Raw genomic sequence first — 17680 nt, forward strand, 5'->3', positions numbered from 1 at the left:
AGTTTTAAAAGTAGCAGTTTAGGCTTGTTCTCAATGCGAATACTATCATGACACCTACTTTGAAGGAAAAAGAGGCTTTGAAGCCTGTACATTATACAGGTATGGGAAAGCAAGTATATAGAATAGGAGAGGCGTCTTCTGATAGTGAATTGCTTTTGCTGAAAAAAGGAGTTTGGTTATACTTCTTTCTGCTGCTATTCGAGGGGGCATTACGAAAATGGTTTTTTCCTGGGTTAGCAACACCTTTGTTAATAGTTCGGGATCCACTAGCACTATGGTTGGTATTATCTGTGTGGCAAAGGGGATTGCTTCCTAGTAATATATTTATGTCAGGCATGATCACAGTAGGGCTCTTCGGAGTATTTACTGCTGTCTTTTTTGGGCATGGTAATCTTTATGTTGCGCTATATGGATTACGCATTTTTATTATCCACTTTCCCTTTATTTTCGTGATTGGCCGTATTTTTAACCGCGATGATGTGCTTAAGTTAGGGAAGATCACCCTTTGGTTAGCTGTTCCAATGACAATACTGATTGCATTGCAGTTCTACAGTCCACAGTCAGCATGGGTGAACAGGGGCGTTGGAGGAGATATGTCCGGAGCCGGTTTTGGAGGAGCAATGGGGTATTTCCGTCCTCCGGCTACTTTCTCTTTTACCAATGGCACTACGCTTTTTTATGGGTTGGTTGCCTGCTTCGTATTTTATTTTTGGTTTCAATTGAAAAACATTAACCGGTTAGTACTTATTGTTGCTACAGTGGCACTCTTAGCCGCCATTCCTTTATCTATTAGTCGTACTCTTTTCTTTCAAGTTATTATTTCATTGGTATTTTCAATTGTAGCTGCTTCAAAGGATACTCAATTTTTCGGACGAATGGTTCTTTCTTGTTTAGCTGGCTTTATTGCATTAGCTATTTTAAGCCAGACAAGTTTTTTCCAAACAGCAACAGAGGCTTTTTTTGCGCGCTTTGATTCTGCAAATACACAGGAGGGAGGATTGGATGGTGTATTATTAGATCGCTATTTAGGAGGATTGATTGGAGCCCTAACTAATTCCTCCGACATACCTTTCTTTGGATACGGTTTAGGAATGGGAACCAATGTTGGAAGTATGTTATTGGCCGGAAAAAAAGAGTTTCTCATTGCTGAAGAAGAATGGGCAAGAACAGTTGGAGAACTAGGCCCTTTGTTAGGGCTTTCTGTGATAGCTTTACGCTTATGCTTGAGTGCCAAACTAACACATGCAAGTTACTCTAATTTAAATCAAGGTAATATTTTACCTTGGATGTTGCTAAGCTTAGGGCTTTTAACTATCCCCCAGGCACAATGGGCGCAGCCAACATCATTAGGCTTTTCTGTACTCATTGCCGGACTCATTATTGCTTCTCTTCGAGTGCCTGAACCAGATGCATCTTCATCCTAATCATGATTGTTATAAAAATTTTTGTATGAACATAGCATTCTGTATTAATCATTTTGGTATGATAGGATTAGGAACTACTGTTCTTTCTCTTCTCCGTAACTGTTCTCAGCCAGAAAAGCTAGTACTCTGGTTTTTATGTGAAGGGCTGTCAAATGAAGATAAAATGCAAATTAAGAAACTTCTTCTAAAGGAAGATTATAAGGGTAGTTATAGGTTTATTGATTTTAGTCCTAGTACTGTTTTTGGTTCTTTAAACTCTCTTCATGGTGATTGGACTGCCTATGGACGGTTATTGTTGGCAGATTTCATTGACGAAGATCAAGTATTGTATCTGGATTCTGATCTTGTAGTTGAGTTAGACGTATTAAAAGAACTGGTTGTATTTGATTTTCAGGGGCAGCCTTTGGCGGCCGTCAGCAGTGGCTTTTTCAAATACACATTAGGTAACAGATTCTACACCGGTAAGGTGGGTTTGTCTCCAGATTTGGAGTACTTCAATTCGGGTGTACTATTGATTAATTTAAAAGATTGGCGCTTAAGAAGTGTAAAGGAAGAATGCTTTAACATTGCAAAGAAATTTGCAATGAATCTCCCCTCTCACGACCAGTCGCTTTTAAATATTTATTGTGCCGGCCACTTTGCAAAGCTTCCGAGATCGTTTAATTGCGAATGGCCTTCTCACAGGCCTAAACCAAATGTCTCTGATAATATGATCTTCCATTTTGTTGGATCTCCTAAACCATGGGATCCTTTGGGGCGCCTCATTCACAACGGGTATCAAACATGGATGAAGTATACTGATCAGGAGTGGCTTAATTATTTTACTCCGGTCAAAATCAGTAATTTAAAGAGATTATGGAATTTGCGCCGCTCGTACACGCGGTGCATACTGAATAAATTTAATATTTAGCTGGGAATCATTAAAAAATTAATATACGCGACAATATATTCAAGAAATATAAATCTTTATTCTCAGCTAAAAATGAACAAGCAGTAAAGACTGGCAACTGTGTACTTTATGAGGTAGGGCTTTATAAAAGAAAATGAAAATTATCTTAATCGGAAATTATCAACTTGACCGGCAAGAAAGCATGGACCGTTTTGCTGATATGCTTGTTATGGGTCTTCGTAAGACAGGGCTAGAATTAGAATTCTGGCGACCTGTGGAATGTTTTGGTGCAATGGCTAAATCTACAACATCTGGTGTTGGTAAATGGATAGGATACATTGATAAATGGTTGTTGTATCCAATAATTTTATGGTGGCGGGTTAGACGCTTAGGCTTAGATAATAAAGCAGTTCTTTTCCATATTTGTGATCACTCTAATGCCCCTTATCTTCAGTTTCTTCCTAATTTTAATACGGGAATCACATGTCACGACGTACTGGCAATCAGGGGTGCTTTGGGAGACAAGGACACTCATTGTAAAGCGTCATTATTTGGTAAAATCCTTCAAAAATGGATCTTGAAATATTTGTTGAAAGCTAATAGGCTTGCCGCTGTTTCTGAACAGACACTCCATCAGTTGCAAAATCTAGCTCAAGTTGATAAGACCCACCTAAATACTTGGCGGGTCATTCACAATGCATTCAATGCCGAATTCAGAATTATGGAGGAACAGGAGAGAAACTCCTTACTTCATAAAGCTGGTATTAATCCGAAAGAACCATTTGTTCTACATGTGGGATCAGGATTGCCTCGGAAAAACCGAAAGCTCCTTCTTGATATGGTTGATTGCCTTGGCAGTGGTTGGAATGGTAATATCTGTTTTGCTGGGGAAGCTCCTGATAAGGACTTAGTTTCACATGTTTACTCACTTTCATTACAGGAACGCGTTTATTTTGTTGTGAGCCCCAGCCATTCCACTTTGGTAGCTCTGTATAATGGTTGTGAAGCATTTATATTCCCCTCATTTTCAGAAGGTTTTGGATGGCCTTTGATAGAGGCACAAGCATGTGGAGCACCTGTAATTGCCAGTAATATTGAACCAATGCCTGAGGTAAGCGGAGGTGCTGCATTGCATGTAGACCCAAGCAGACCTCAGGATTTTGCACAGGCATTCAATACTTTGCAGAATGAGGATATCCGGTCTAAACTCATTAAACTGGGTTTGGAAAATGCACTACGTTTTCAAACGAAGCAAATGATAGAATCTTACCTTGAGTTATATGGATTAGGTAGTTACAAGTCTGATTTACATGTTGCTTAAAATTTTAACTTTTTTCCTTCCTTGGAACTTAAGGAGACGCGTTTTAGAGCGATGGTATAATTACAAAATACATCCGAGTGCTCATATAGGTTTCGCTTGGGTTTTCCCCAAAAAGCTTATAATGGCAGCTGGAGCAAAAATTGATCATTTCACTGTTGCTATTCATTTAGATTTGATTGAGATGGATAAAACTGCAACAATTGGTCGCGGAAATTGGATTACGGGCTTTCCAACATCTGGAAAATCGCCACATTTTCAGCACCAGAATGACCGTTGTGCTGCCCTGAAATTAGGCCATTCGGCATCCATCACTAAAAATCATCATTTAGATTGCACTAACGAAATCAGTATAGGCCAATTCGCAACCGTTGCAGGATATAATTCTCAATTCCTTACTCATTCTATAAATGTTTCTGAAAATATTCAAGATAGCTTACCCATCGTAATTGGTGAATATACCTTTGTTGGTACCAATGTTGTTGTTTTAGGTGGGGCTGTTTTACCTCCACGCTCTGTTCTTGGGGCAAAGTCTTTATTAAATAAAAAGTTCTTAGATGAATGGACGCTTTACGGTGGAGTTCCGGCAAAAGCAGTAAAAGAGATTAATAGAGAATCTAAGTATTTTACAAGGAAAAGCGGTTTTGTTTACTAGAAAAAATGAAACCAGACATTTTGCATCAATGGGGGTGTAGAATAATACCTTTATGACTTTATTTAATTTTAAGGATTGCACTGTTGGATTTTATTAAATGCTCATTATGAAACTGCATGCGCACTGGCGATATAACAATGAGGATGATCATGTTGGCTAATGTAATGTTTTGACCTTGTTCGTGCGAAACAGCTTGAAAAGAACCTCTTCCTCTTATACATTTTTTTACAAGTAAAGCTTAAATAGAGCGAACTCACAAAACTTCACAGATTTCATACATCACTAATTATATCGTGTAGTTTAAGCATTAATGAGTTTTATGGTTTATTCTGCTAAATAAGTTAAGTAATCCCAATAAGAAAACATAATGCTTTACCCATCTATATACCCATTTTACATTTAAAATATTAATTTTTACAATAAATATTATTATTATTTTATGTTTTATGTAAATAATTTATACATTTAATTTAACGCACCTGCTATACTCATACCTTCTTCACTCTAGTTCTTCGACACCAACCAGTTTATTTTTATATGAAAGCTAAAATTTCATCTTATCTGCTGCCAGATGCACCAGTAGTAGAAACTGATAATTACTTGGAGTGTCCTATCGAAGATCAATCTGAAGGATTGAGGGCAAACATTTATTACTTTAATCATCCCGAATGGGCAGAAGAATACCTAACTTACTGCCACAGAAGTGATGCTTTCAGATGCAGGTGGTCTGCTGCTGTGGGAGACTGGAATGATAAGGTTGTTGTAGACATAGGTTGTGGTCCCGGAAACGTATATGCTACTCTTCAGGGAAAGCCAAAGCTTATTATAGGTGTAGATGTAGCTCCTGGCTCCTTATTGTTAGCAGGAAAGCAAGGCTATGTTCCTCTTTTGGCTGATGCAACAAAACTTCCTTTTATTTCAGAATTTGCTGATGTTGTAGTGCTGAATGCTGCCCTTCATCACTGCGAAGATATGGAGGCACTATTGAAAGAAGCAGCCCGACTGGTAAAACCAGGTGGAACAATTATAACTGATCACGATCCACAGCTTAGCGCCTGGAATTACAAAGGCTTTGCAAAGTTACTCTGGAATGCCAGACTATATGTTTATAAATTAACAGGCCACGGCTTTCATAAAACAGACAGCCAACAGTCTTGGGGCTTAGCATGTGAAATTCACCATAAGCCTGGACACGGTGTAACAAAAGATTTCTTCATGAAAACGTTGGCTCCTCTTGGGTTTGAGGTAAACGTTTATCCTCATAATCATCATCTAGGCGCTGAGGTGTTGCAGGGTAAAAAAGGCAAGGCAGAATTTAAGTACAGACTAGGTAACATCCTTTCAGGAAGAAACCCTAATGCAGACCATAGTGCTCTTACACTGATGTGTGTAGCAAAGAAAAGGAAAAACAAGCAAGCTGCCTGAAGTAAAAGGTAAAATGCTGCCACTATGGTAAAAGTCTTGTGGAAAGAGCTTGTTAACTGAGTCTTGACATAAGGTTGGTGCCTGCCTATATTTTAAACCTTACTGATAAGGTGTAGAATAGAAGCAGGCACTTTTATATTAGTTAAAACTAAGTAATATATTTTTATGGAGTAAACAGTCTTAAATTTTATTGACTAGCACCTGTTTTCCTCTACTTATAAAGCATTTATAGTTATTTTCTATAAATTAAATAATAATAATATGTACTAAATTTGTTTATGCTATTTTGAAGTGTATATTGTATCAAGTTTAAGTAATCAGCAGTATCTGTCTCAGAAATGATATGTTGCGATAGAACAAGAGAAGATTCTTTGTTTATATAGGAATAATTATATAATGCCTTAGCGAGGTTTTTCATTTAAATCTGGATAGTAAATTGATTAGAAGGAAGTGTGGCACTCCAATAATGCTGCTGAACAGGAACGTGAATACTATCAAATGAAGTTGTTACATGTAATCGGAAGCTTGGATCCTTTGACTGGTGGTCCTTGTCAGGTGATAAGGAATATAGTGCCAGAGTTAGAAAGTCTAGGCGTTACTAACGAAATTGTTTGCCTCGATTCCCCTAAAGCACCTTTTATAGGAAAAGATTTGTTCAAGCTATACTGCTTTGGTCCAGGCAAGACTTCCTGGTGCTACAGCAAAACACTTCTATCCTGGTTCTCAATTAATGTATTCCGGTATGACTGTATCATTATACATGGACTTTGGCTCTACCATAGCTATGCTGTTTCCAGGGCGGTGCAGCAGTTAAAAAATAAAAAGATTGCAGGAGGGGGTAGGGTTCCGAAGGTATATATTATGCCGCACGGTATGCTGGACCCTTACTTTCAGCGGGCGCCAGAAAGAAAGCTAAAAGCTTTGCGCAATGTTTTTTACTGGGCATTGATAGAATCGAAGGTGGTTAATGAGGCAGATGGTTTACTTTTTACCTGCCAGGAAGAATTGCACCTTGCGCGTGAGACGTTCAAGCCCTATAAGCCCAAGCAAGAAATCAGCGTTGGCTTAGGAATTACAGCGCCCCCACCATATACCCTTCAAATGAAGAGGGCTTTCCAGGAGGAGTGCCCAACCCTAGAAGGTCAGCCTTACTTTCTTTTTCTTAGCAGAATCCATCGTAAAAAAGGACTTGACCTGTTGCTAAAGGCATATAAAAATGTGGTGGGTGCACTTCCGGAGGTTCAGCCTGTATTTTTAGATGCCGGAGGAAATTCAATTACACCGAATCAGCAAGCTATTACTTCTTTCCCTAAACTGGTAATAGCAGGTCCGGGAGAAGAAACGGCTTTTGGGCAGGAGGTACGTGAACTAGTAGCATCAAGTAAAGTATTACAAAGTGCTGTTATTTTTACCGGTATGCTTTCGGGAGATGCAAAATGGGGTGCCTTCTATGGATGTGAAGCTTTTGTGCTGCCCAGCCATCAGGAGAATTTTGGTATTGCTGTGGTTGAAGCATTAGCCTGTAAGAAGCCTGTACTTATAACGAAGCAAGTAAACATCTGGAGGGAAATAATGAAATCAGGCGGTGCTTTAGTAGTAGATGATACACCGGAGGAAGTATATAAGCTACTAAAGACATGGTTAGATTTATCATCAGATGAGAAAATCATATTAGGTCAAGGGGCAAGGAGAGCTTACGAAAGCTTTTTCTCCATTAATCAGTTTGCCAGGCGCTTGGTTAAAGCTATTGCTGCTTAGTTCTTGAAGAGATTATATTATACAAAATGGCATTATGTACAATCAAAATACTCATACAGGTGCTTCATTTTCTCTGCGTAATAGAGTAGGAAGGGTTATATGGGGTTTGGTTTACGTGCTACTGTTTCGGTTTAGCCCAAAACCTTTACATGAGTGGAGGGCGTTTCTGCTTCGCTTGTTCGGAGCAAAGGTTGGCCATGGCGTTCACGTATACCCTAAAGTAAATATTTGGGCGCCTTGGAACCTGGTGTTAAAAGATGAGTGTGGTGTTGCAAATGGTGCGATACTTTACTCAATGGGAGCAATCACTATTGGCATGCAGGCTGTTGTCTCGCAAGGAGCACATCTATGCGCTGGCACACATGATTATACAAAGTCCGGTTTCCCTCTTGTAACAATGCCTATTACTATAGGTGATAACGCTTGGATTGCAGCAGAGACTTTTATACATCCGGGTATCACAATTGGGGAAGGGTGTGTTATTGGTGCGCGTGCAGTTGTAACGCAGGACATGCCGGCATGGATGGTATGTGCAGGTCATCCATGTAAGCCCATAAAAGAAAGAATATTGTCAGGAAGTGGAAGAAGTAGTGCTGTTCCTCTGGATGAAAGCAGCACTGTTTGTTAGGAGATGAATGTTCTCGCAGACCTTAATTTTTAACTTCAAGTGTCTTTGGTACCTGATTTAACTATAGCACTATGTTGTTGTGATAGATTCAGGTAGTACAGACCATACGAGAGAACTGGTAAGAGAATTTGGAGCTGCGGTTGTAGAATTTATTTGGAATGGAAAATTTCCAAAAAACGAAACTGGTTCCTGAGAACTCAAACCCCAAAACAAAATGGATTCTCTTCTTGAATGCTGATGAGTACTTAACAGATGCGTCCAAAAATGAGCTTCCAAAAAAGCACTAGAGCAGGATGATAATAAAGTGGGATATTGGTTAAGCTATAAAGTTTATATTTTAGGGAAACAACTGAAGGATGGTTCCCCGCTACGGAAGATAGCGTTATTTCAAGTAGGAGTTGGTGAATACGAATGGATTGATGAGGAACAGTTGAGCCAGTTAGACATGGAAGTACAAGAACATCCTGTAGTTGATGAAGAAGTAGGAATCATCTGTAGCAAAATAGATCACCAGGATTTCAAGGGAGTATCTAAGTTTGTATTAAAGCATAATGAGTATACCTGGTAAGAAAAAGCAACGCACGAGGAGTCTGATAGGAGAAGAGAGTCTTATTGTAATGCTACAAGAGTTAGGCTTTTCAATTTCTTTATCCCGAACAAATTTCGTTAGTAGAACAGATAAAAGCCTTAGCAGGTGCCAAAATTGTTGTTGCATTACATGGTGCAGCACTTGCAAACATATTGTTTTGTGAAGAAAGCATGCTTATTGTTGAACTTAGGAGTAGTCATAAACCTCCTGAATATTACTTAGAGATCGCTAAGACCTGTGATTTGCAACTTGAACCTATATGTTTACCTCCAGTGAAAAAGGTTGAGGAGCGTCACCCTGCAAATTTACAGAATCTTGTCCTTATGAAAGGTAGATTAATTCTTATAAAACGAAACTCCATTCTTGGACTGAATCGAACATCATAAATAACAAGGAAAGTTTTAAATAATGTAGAATATAAAATTGAAATTTTGTGAAAGCACCGTGCTTTATTTTTTCTGATGCCATAAGTGGGGATATTTAAGTAATGAGTAGTTTGATGTATAGTATGTTGTATAAAGTATTGTTTACCTTATTTCAGCGTAAATTATGGTTTCTGTAATTGTTTTAACAAAAAACGAAGAGAATGATATATTGAGGTGCTTGAACTCAGTATTGTGGTCTGATGATGTTCATGTACTTGATTCTGGAAGCATGGATAGGACAATAGAGCTAGCTCAGAAGTTTGGAGCTAAAATATCGTTCAATACATTTACAAGCTTTGGGCAGCAAAGAAACTTTGCTTTAGATAATCTAGAAATAAAGCATAATTGGGTTTTATTTCTAGATGCAGATGAGGTTGCAACAGCAAATTTTCGTGAAGCAATTTTGAGTGCAATTGATAAAGCCGATGATCAAGTCGCAGGTTTTTACTGTTGCTGGAAGATGATGTATGAAGGAAAATGGCTAAAGCACTGCGATACTTTTCCTAAGTGGCAATTCCGCCTGATGCGAGTTGGAATGGCAAGATTCAAAGACGTTGGCCATGGTCAGAAAGAGGATAAAGTTGAGGGGCGAATTGAATATATCAAAGTACCATATCTCCATTATAGTATGTCAAAAGGGTGGAGCGAATGGTATGATCGCCATAATAGATACTCTACCTTAGAAGCTAAAGTACGCTTACATAAACCACCTTTTAAAATCATTTTCGCCGGTCACGGTAGTGTTCGCAATCCAGCACTTAAGGCTTGGTTGAGTAGGATTCCAGGTTGGCCAGTTTTGCGGTTCTGTCATGCTTACTTTTATAACTTTGGTTTTTTAGAAGGAGTACCTGGCCTTATCTATTGTATTAATATAGCTATAGTTGAATTTATGACTCAGGTTAAGATGAGGGAGATTAGGAAATCTATGTATGAAGAAGAACCTTCATTGAACATTGAAAGGTGGAAACAAGGCAGGCATTGTGATGATAAATTATTAGGTGTATACAAAAAATGTGAATAGCCAATTTGAATGAAGTTATTGATGAATTGACAAATACCATAAATAGCTAGACCTAATATTTTTATTATTTCAATACTGCTTTGGAAAGATGTTGCCATTTCATCCGAAGGCTGTTAATCTGCTCTACAGGTAGTGTACTAGAAGTAAGGATGTGCTTTTTGAGAAATAAGCAATGAGAAGCAGGAGTTATAAAATAGAGATCGCCAAACCTTTATTTTATATGACCACCTGTTCTCACTGCCATAGCCTCAAGATAGTTAAAAACGGTAAAAGCTACTACGGAAAGCAGAACTATAAATGCCGTTACTGCTGCAGGCAGGCAGTAGAGCGAGCGCCTGAGAAGCTTTATGGTGGTAATGAATTGTTAAAGTCGTTGCTGTTGGAGCGTGTTTCCTTGCATGCCATGGCCCGTAACCTATAAGTGAATATGGGCTGGCTGGTTCCGCGTGTGAAGGCGCTTTGGTAGCAGGATGATGAGCAACTGCCGCAAGGTAAGTTGGCAGGGACAGAGATAGAACTGCTGTGTGTGGAGACAGACGAAAAATGGAGCTTTATAGGAGCCAAAGACTGTCCTATATGGCTGTGGCTAGCCGTGGAGCGAGAGGCAGGGCTGGTGGTGGGTCTAATCTAGGTGAGTGAAACACACAAGGAGCTAAAGTGTTGTGGCTGAGCATCCCACTCAAACTACGGGAGAAAGCGCTGGTTTTTACTGATGGACTAGAGGCTTATGGGGCCGTCTTTGCAAAAGGGCAGCACCAGGCAGAGGGCAAAAATGAGACGACAAAGATGGAGCGGCTCAACAACCCTCTGCGCCAACGCCGTGCAAGACTGGTGAGAAATACCCCTTATTTCTCCAGGTCCTGGAATAATAACCTATTGACATACAATACTTCTTGTACAACTATAACATTGATAAATTGGCAAAAACACCATCCTTACTTTAAGTACAGTAACGCTCTCCACCCTTCTCTGTTGTTTTAAAAATTATAACGCCTTTTACATCTTTCAGTGTTCTTTGCTTGTAACTTATAAACATAAATAAACCCTTACAAATGAGTTACAGATCTCCTTTAGGCAATAAATTTTTCTTATCGAATTGATCAAAGCAGCTGGAGAGTTGGTAAATTGCTACTTTCCTCTAGGCCTATCAAAGTTCATTCCCCTAGTTTCTCAGGAACTTCAGTTTCCCTAACGATATGCACCAGTTGGCTCAGTTGATTACTATTGTGTATTACCCAATTGTCTTCACTATACTATCCATTTCGTTTGTCCCTTTATATGGCTCTTTCACTAAAAATTTATACTATTTATATATTAAAATAGTAGTTAGTATAAAAGTGTCATTTTATTTGCTAAATTTAATTTATATTTATTTGTAAGAAATTTATAAAACAACATCTGTAGAAATCAACTATTTTTAGCCAGCAAGCCTGTTTGCTATTACATTAACGTTTTGAAAGAACAATGGGTATTTATGGAAAAAAGAATACTTCTGATTGGGTATAACTATTATCCAGAGCCTACTGGTATCGGGAAGTACAGCGGGGAGATGATTGCTTGGTTAGCACAGCACGGTTATGAATGTGAGGTAGTCACGGCTTACCCGTATTATCCACAATGGAAGGTTGATGGCAAGTATATTACAAAAAAGTTCTGGTACTGCACAGAGTACCAAAGAGTGGGAGGCACTAAAGTAAAAGTAAATAGATGTCCGATTTATGTGCCTGCAGTCCCTACAGGACTTAAACGTATAGCATTAGACTTGTCTTTTCTTATTTCAGCTTTCTTCAAAATATGCCAGTTACTTTTTAACAAGAAATTTGATTATGTGATCACTGTTGTGCCATGCTTTCAGTTTGGCTTGTTAGGCGTGTTTTATAAAATGTGCCGTAAGGCTGTGTTGCTTTACCACATTCAGGACATGCAGATTGAAGCCGCCAGAGATTTGAAAATGATTACATCTCAGTCAGTCCTTAAATTATTATTTAGACTAGAAAAGTATATTTTAGATAAGTCAGACGCCATCAGTAGCATTTCTGAGGGTATGGTCCGTAATATAAAAATGAAGGCAAAAAAGGATATTTTCCTGTGCGCCAACTGGACAGACTGTAGGCTTTATTTCCCGATAAAAAATAAGAGTACTTTAAAAGAAAGTTACGGGTTTAAACCATTAGATAAAATTATTTTGTACTCGGGTGCTATAGGAGAAAAGCAGGGCCTAGAAGCGATCTTGCATGCAGCCAAGTCGTTTGAAAAGCATATTGAATTGAAATTTATCATATGTGGTTCAGGCCCATATAAAGAAAAGTTAAGCCTGCTGTCAGCAAAAATGGCATTGAAGAACGTCTTTTTTTTCCCCCTGCAGCCATCTGAAAGCTTTAACCTATTCCTGAACCTTGCCGATGTTCATTTGATTATACAAAAATCAAATGCAGGGGATCTTGTGATGCCTTCTAAACTTACCACTGTGCTGGGAGTAGGAGGGCTGGCTTTGATAACTGCACATAAAGGAACAGGTTTACACACTAGTGTGAGTCAGCATAATATAGGACTGTTAATAGAACCTGAAAACCAGCAGGCTCTTAACTCAGGTATCTGGAAAGCTATTTCAGAGAACCACGATTCGATAAGGGAAAATGCGCGTGCTTATGCGGAAGAGCATTTATCTATTGATAAGATTATGGGGACTTATAATAAACAGGTGCTTAAGAACTGTACAAACACAAAAGGAGAGCAGACTAAACGGCACAAGCCTCACATGGCAACAAGTGGTGGCTAATCGGATGTAATAAAGAAAGTCTACCTGAACTTCACTAAAAATTTTTAATATGCGCCGCCATGCACTAATTGTTCTGCTACTTACTAGTTTATATCTCCCTGTAACGGAGGGTAAAAATATCGATATCATAACACTGGGTGTACATGTTGTGCTTGATTCTTTAGCTATAACAGGCCAACATGTTATACTTACCAAAGATGCCCCGCCTGCATCAGCCAATAACCGCAAAGCCAGGTTTGGGTTCAAATCTGTTATAGGTTTGTCTAACACCAACTTCAACAAGGGATTCCCAAAGCCAGCTGTGCCAATTGAGACAGTCTGGAAGTACGGATATGCAGGTGGCTTGTTATTAGAAGTGCCGATCTATAAGAACCTGCATCTTCAGCAAGAGTATTTATTTTCCTCTTTGGGAGGTGAACTCGTTAACGATGGCGTCAGTTACAGGTTTAGCTATTTGTCACTCCCAGTGCTGCTGAAGTATAAAGTATTAGATAAATTCGCTTTGCAGGCAGGTTGCCAGTTTGATTTGCTTTTACAGGTAACAAAAAACGATGCTGATAAGTCTATAAACATTGTTCATGAAACAGAAGTACGAGGTTTTGGTGCGGTAGCAGGTGTTGCCTACAAAGTGTCAGAAACTTTTTGTCTCGAAGCGAGATATATCAACGGAATAAATCATATAGGGATAAGAATTCGCGAATCAACTAAAGAATTTAAGCTGGAAATAGTACAGCTTTCTTTTATCATTATGCCATTCAAATAGCTCAAGCAGGTTTATGATGCTGCTTTGACCTGCATTAACAAACGTTATTGTTTGAAAGTACCTGCTAATAAGTTTTAGTTCTTACTAAGCTTTCAACATTCTATATTAATAATTTTAAAACATATATTATTAATTTATAAAGAGTAGCGGAGGTGTTTTATATGCTTTACTACATCATATTCTCCACTACATTCAGCAAGTGGATTTTTTATTTTGCATGCTTTAGTAGGTCCTTTGCCAGCTTTCAACAGTCATTCATCATAAAAGATAATAGCACTTATATAACAAAAATTTATATTCGTATAATACTGATAAGCTACTCTGTACATCATTCTAATAACCAATATTATTATTGCCATAGGTTAACTGTTCTTACCTTAAGATTCAGATTAATTTAAAGAGAAGTTGTTTTAGAATTTATACCATAACTCCACATACTGTTAGTTGTAGATAATCTTAATAAAGCGGGAGGCAATTTTATAGGAAAGGATTTATAGTGACGCATTAGCAATCCGGCTGCCCAGGTTATAAGCTCCTTCAGAAAATTGGTGATTCTAAAAAGTGATGTTTAATCATAACAATTTTATTAAGTCTACTGATCCTTAACCCTATGATCATGAATTCAAAAACTATACTTACTATATTATGGAAGCAACTATTTTTACCTATAATGGTTTTCTCAACCATCTTCGTTGCTTCCGCACAGTTTTTAACTTTTCACCATACACCTGCAAAAATTTTAGGGATTATCACAGAACTGAAAATTGCCAATGCAGCAGGTCTTTCTAACATCGTACTTGATGAACCTTATACAGGGAGCAGGGCTGCAATTAACAAAAATATTCCTGGAGCGCTGTTAGAAATAAAAGATAATAAATTAACAACGGCTGAGAAGAAAGAGCAGTCAGAAGCAACAGTTGCCGCCTTTTCCTATAAAGCCACTTTAGCAGGCTTTGGCGGGCCAATATTAGTAATTCATGCGGCTTCTAATCCTTTTAGCTTGTATCCAGCTGAGATATTACTGGCGGAGGGCTTAAATCAATACGCTACATCCGATATTTCTGCTGTTTCCGCTGAGATGCTGAGCAGCTATGATGTGGTAATTGTAGGGAACATTCCTTTAACTGATGCGCACGTAACCATGCTCAGCAGCTGGACCAATGCAGGAGGTACATTAATTGCTTTAAAACCGGATGTGAAACTGGCTCAACTGCTAGGCCTGGTTTCTGCCGGTGGCACACTGGCCAACAAATACATACTTGTTAACACAACATCAGGACCAGGAAAGGGAATAGTTAACCAAACAATCCAGTACCAGGGCACGGCTGATTATTATACATTGAACGGTGCGACCAGGCTGGCCACTCTTTATTCAGCGGCTAATACAGCTACAACTTACCCAGCCGTTACCATGCGGGCCGTAGGAGATAAAGGCGGAACAGCCGTTGCTTTCACTTATGATTTAGCCCGATCGATAGTCTATACACGGCAGGGTAACCCAGCCTGGTCAGGTCAGGAAAGAGATGGCCAGCCCGGCCCTATACGCTCCAATGATCAGTTTTACCCGGATTGGGTAGACCTGAACAAAGTGATGATTCCTCAGGCCGATGAGCAGCAACGCCTTCTGGCAAATATCATTACCATGCAGTCGCGTAAACCGGTGCCGCGTTTTTGGTATTTACCCAGAGGTCTTAAAGCCGCTGTGGTTATGACGGGCGATGATCATGGTAATGGTGGAACAAAAGCAAGGTTTAATCAATACATGCAGCTTAGTTCAGACAATAGTGCTGAAGCGGTGGCTGATTGGAGGGCAATACGAGGCACCTCTTATATTTATCCAAACACACCTATCACAGATGCCGAAGCAAAAGATTTTGAGCAAAAGGGTTTTGAGGTTGCGCTTCATCTTTCTACAAATTGCGCAAACTATACCGCAACTTCCCTAGAAAGAGATCTTACCGATCAATTAGCTGCTTTCAGTTCCCGCTACCCAAGTGTTGCAGCCCCTACGACTAACCGCACGCATTGTATTGCCTGGAGTGACTGGAACACCCAGCCACAATTAGAGGCTCCCAAAGGAATCAGGCTGGATGCGAATTACTATTACTGGCCAAGTCCATGGGTTCAGGACAGACCCGGTATGTTCACTGGATCAGGGATTCCGATGCGCTTCACTGATCTTAACGGAGTTTTGATTGATTGCTATCAATTAACTACTCAAATGACGGATGAGTCTGATCAAACCTTTCCTTACACAATAGATCAGTTGCTTAATAAAGCGTTAGGTGCCGAAGGGTATTATGGTGTGTTCTGTGCTAACATGCATACGGATGCTGATTTTTCCAGCGGGTCTGATGCCATCATCTCCTCTGCAAAGTCACGCAATGTGCCTGTTATTTCTTCAAAGCAACTTCTTACCTGGTTAGATGGCCGCAATGGTTCCTATTTCAGTAATATGATTTGGGATGGTAGTGCATTAAATTTTTCAGTGAGTGTGGCAAGTGGTGCACGAAGCCTGCAGGGAATGCTGCCTATAACTGGGACAACCGGGCGTCTGTTAAGTATAAAATTAAACGGAGCGACAGTCAACTTCACAACTGAAATCATAAAAGGCATAGAATACGCTTTCTTCCCGTGCTCAACAGGTAGTTATGTAGCTACCTATGATGTCAATGCAGAACCAAACCAGGAACCGGTGGTGAGTATTACTGCGCCTGCCGACAACGCAGTATATGAAGCACCTGCTTCTATTACCATCACCGCTTCCGCATCAGACGGAGACGGTACCATTGCTAAAGTTGAGTTCTACCAAGGCAATATTTTGCTTGGGGTAGATTCTAACGGTGGAGATGGCTGGAGTTACGGTTGGAGTAATGTGGCTGCAGGCACATACTCGCTTACAGCCAGAGCTACGGATAATCAGGGAGCAGTAGCAACCTCTGCAGCTCGAACTGTGAAGGTTACTGCAGTTTGCCCTTGCACGGTTTTTAAGCCTGGCGACGCACCTGGAGGGAACTTGTATTATGATAATCAGGGTATACAATTGGGGATGAAGTTTCGCTCTACTGAAAGCGGTTATATCACAGGCGTGCGCTTCTACAAGCAGAGCGGTAATTCAGGCACCCACATCGGGCAGCTCCACAGCAGCACGGGCACCCTGCTGGCGCAGGCCACCTTCACCAACGAGACGGCCTCCGGCTGGCAGCAGGTGCTCTTTTCTTCTCCTGTCGCCATCTCGGCCAACACCACCTACGTCGTCTCCTACCACAGCAGCGCCGGCTATTACTCCGCCACCAACTCAGGCCTGGCGACCGCCATCACCAACGGGCCGCTGAAGGGCCTGGCCAACGGGGAGGACGGCAGCAACGGGGTCTACCGCTACACCGGCACCCCTGCCTTCCCGACCAGTTCCTACCAGGCAAGCAACTACTGGGTGGACGTGGTGTTCAACACCAGCACTACTTCAAACCAATCTCCGTCGGTGGCCATTACCTCCCCGGCCAACAACGCCACCTACACGGCGCCGGCCACTATCAGCATCGCCGCCACTGCCTCTGATACGGACGGCACAGTGAGCAAGGTGGAGTTCTTCAGCGGCACCACCAAGCTGGGGGAGGACCTGACGAGCCCCTACAGCTACAGCTGGAGCGGCGTGGCGGCAGGCACCTACTCGCTGACGGCCAGGGCCACTGACAACGGCAATGCCGTCACCACCTCGGCTGCCGTGACTGTCACTGTTTCCGCAGCCGCCAATCAGGCGCCCTCCGTGGCCATCACCTCCCCGGCCAACAACGCCACCTACACGGCGCCGGCCACCATCGACATCGCCGCCACTGCCTCTGATACGGACGGCACAGTGAGCAAGGTGGAGTTCTTCAGCGGCACCACCAAGCTGGGGGAGGACCTGACGAGCCCCTACAGCTACAGCTGGAGCGGCGTGGCGGCAGGCACCTACTCGCTGACGGCCAGGGCCACTGACAACGGCAACGCCGTCACCACCTCGGCT

15 protein-coding genes and 1 pseudogene are annotated in these 17680 nt (G+C 40.8%); all 16 read left to right on the top strand.

The features are described from left to right. The first annotated feature begins 59 nt into the window (after positions 1-59). Positions 60-1424 (top strand): hypothetical protein, encoded by a 1365-nt coding sequence (locus ACFS7Z_RS20585; protein WP_377488806.1) that lies wholly within the window; start codon positions 60-62, stop codon positions 1422-1424. Between the two features lie 25 nt (positions 1425-1449). Continuing rightward, complete coding sequence (locus ACFS7Z_RS20590) at positions 1450-2334, top strand: glycosyltransferase family 8 protein (RefSeq protein WP_377488809.1); 885 nt, start codon at positions 1450-1452, stop codon at positions 2332-2334. Positions 2335-2467: 133 nt separating this feature from the next. Beyond that, complete coding sequence (locus tag ACFS7Z_RS20595; protein ID WP_377488812.1) at positions 2468-3634, top strand: glycosyltransferase family 4 protein; 1167 nt, start codon at positions 2468-2470, stop codon at positions 3632-3634. Then, a complete protein-coding gene (locus ACFS7Z_RS20600) occupies positions 3624-4286 on the top strand; it encodes an acyltransferase (RefSeq protein ID WP_377488814.1) in 663 nt (220 codons plus the stop codon). Before ACFS7Z_RS20595 ends, ACFS7Z_RS20600 begins: the two co-directional genes overlap by 11 nt. A gap of 537 nt (positions 4287-4823) precedes the next feature. Next, positions 4824-5711 carry a class I SAM-dependent methyltransferase gene (locus ACFS7Z_RS20605; RefSeq protein ID WP_377488816.1) on the top strand — a complete coding sequence of 296 codons (888 nt, stop codon included), beginning with the start codon at positions 4824-4826 and terminating at the stop codon, positions 5709-5711. A gap of 450 nt (positions 5712-6161) precedes the next feature. Next, positions 6162-7469, top strand: coding sequence for a glycosyltransferase (locus tag ACFS7Z_RS20610; protein ID WP_377488818.1), 1308 nt, complete (start codon positions 6162-6164; stop codon positions 7467-7469). 34 nt (positions 7470-7503) lie between these two features. Beyond that, a complete protein-coding gene (locus ACFS7Z_RS20615) occupies positions 7504-8097 on the top strand; it encodes a WcaF family extracellular polysaccharide biosynthesis acetyltransferase (RefSeq protein ID WP_377488820.1) in 594 nt (197 codons plus the stop codon). Positions 8098-8401: 304 nt separating this feature from the next. Beyond that, positions 8402-8665 (top strand): hypothetical protein, encoded by a 264-nt coding sequence (locus ACFS7Z_RS20620; protein WP_377488823.1) that lies wholly within the window; start codon positions 8402-8404, stop codon positions 8663-8665. An 80-nt stretch (positions 8666-8745) separates the two neighbouring features. Continuing rightward, positions 8746-9072, top strand: a pseudogene (locus tag ACFS7Z_RS20625) (glycosyltransferase 61 family protein); the annotation flags it as partial. Between the two features lie 163 nt (positions 9073-9235). Next, a complete protein-coding gene (locus ACFS7Z_RS20630) occupies positions 9236-10132 on the top strand; it encodes a glycosyltransferase family 2 protein (protein ID WP_377488826.1) in 897 nt (298 codons plus the stop codon). 220 nt (positions 10133-10352) lie between these two features. Then, the gene (locus tag ACFS7Z_RS20635; protein WP_377488830.1) at positions 10353-10553 is read left to right on the top strand and encodes an IS1/IS1595 family N-terminal zinc-binding domain-containing protein; all 201 of its coding nucleotides are present in this window, start codon (positions 10353-10355) and stop codon (positions 10551-10553) included. Positions 10554-10628: 75 nt separating this feature from the next. Beyond that, positions 10629-10763 carry an IS1 family transposase gene (locus tag ACFS7Z_RS20640; RefSeq protein WP_377488833.1) on the top strand — a complete coding sequence of 45 codons (135 nt, stop codon included), beginning with the start codon at positions 10629-10631 and terminating at the stop codon, positions 10761-10763. A gap of 26 nt (positions 10764-10789) precedes the next feature. Further along, positions 10790-11113 (top strand): IS1 family transposase, encoded by a 324-nt coding sequence (locus tag ACFS7Z_RS20645; protein ID WP_377488836.1) that lies wholly within the window; start codon positions 10790-10792, stop codon positions 11111-11113. A 472-nt stretch (positions 11114-11585) separates the two neighbouring features. After that, complete coding sequence (locus tag ACFS7Z_RS20650) at positions 11586-12911, top strand: WcaI family glycosyltransferase (RefSeq protein WP_377488839.1); 1326 nt, start codon at positions 11586-11588, stop codon at positions 12909-12911. A 49-nt stretch (positions 12912-12960) separates the two neighbouring features. Next, complete coding sequence (locus ACFS7Z_RS20655) at positions 12961-13674, top strand: porin family protein (protein WP_377488842.1); 714 nt, start codon at positions 12961-12963, stop codon at positions 13672-13674. A gap of 670 nt (positions 13675-14344) precedes the next feature. Next, on the top strand, positions 14345-17680 hold a 3336-nt coding region (locus ACFS7Z_RS20660), incomplete at its 3' end, for an Ig-like domain-containing protein (protein ID WP_377488845.1).

Source organism: Pontibacter toksunensis (assembly GCF_042686245.1).
Taxonomy (GTDB): Bacteria; Bacteroidota; Bacteroidia; order Cytophagales; family Hymenobacteraceae; genus Pontibacter; species Pontibacter toksunensis.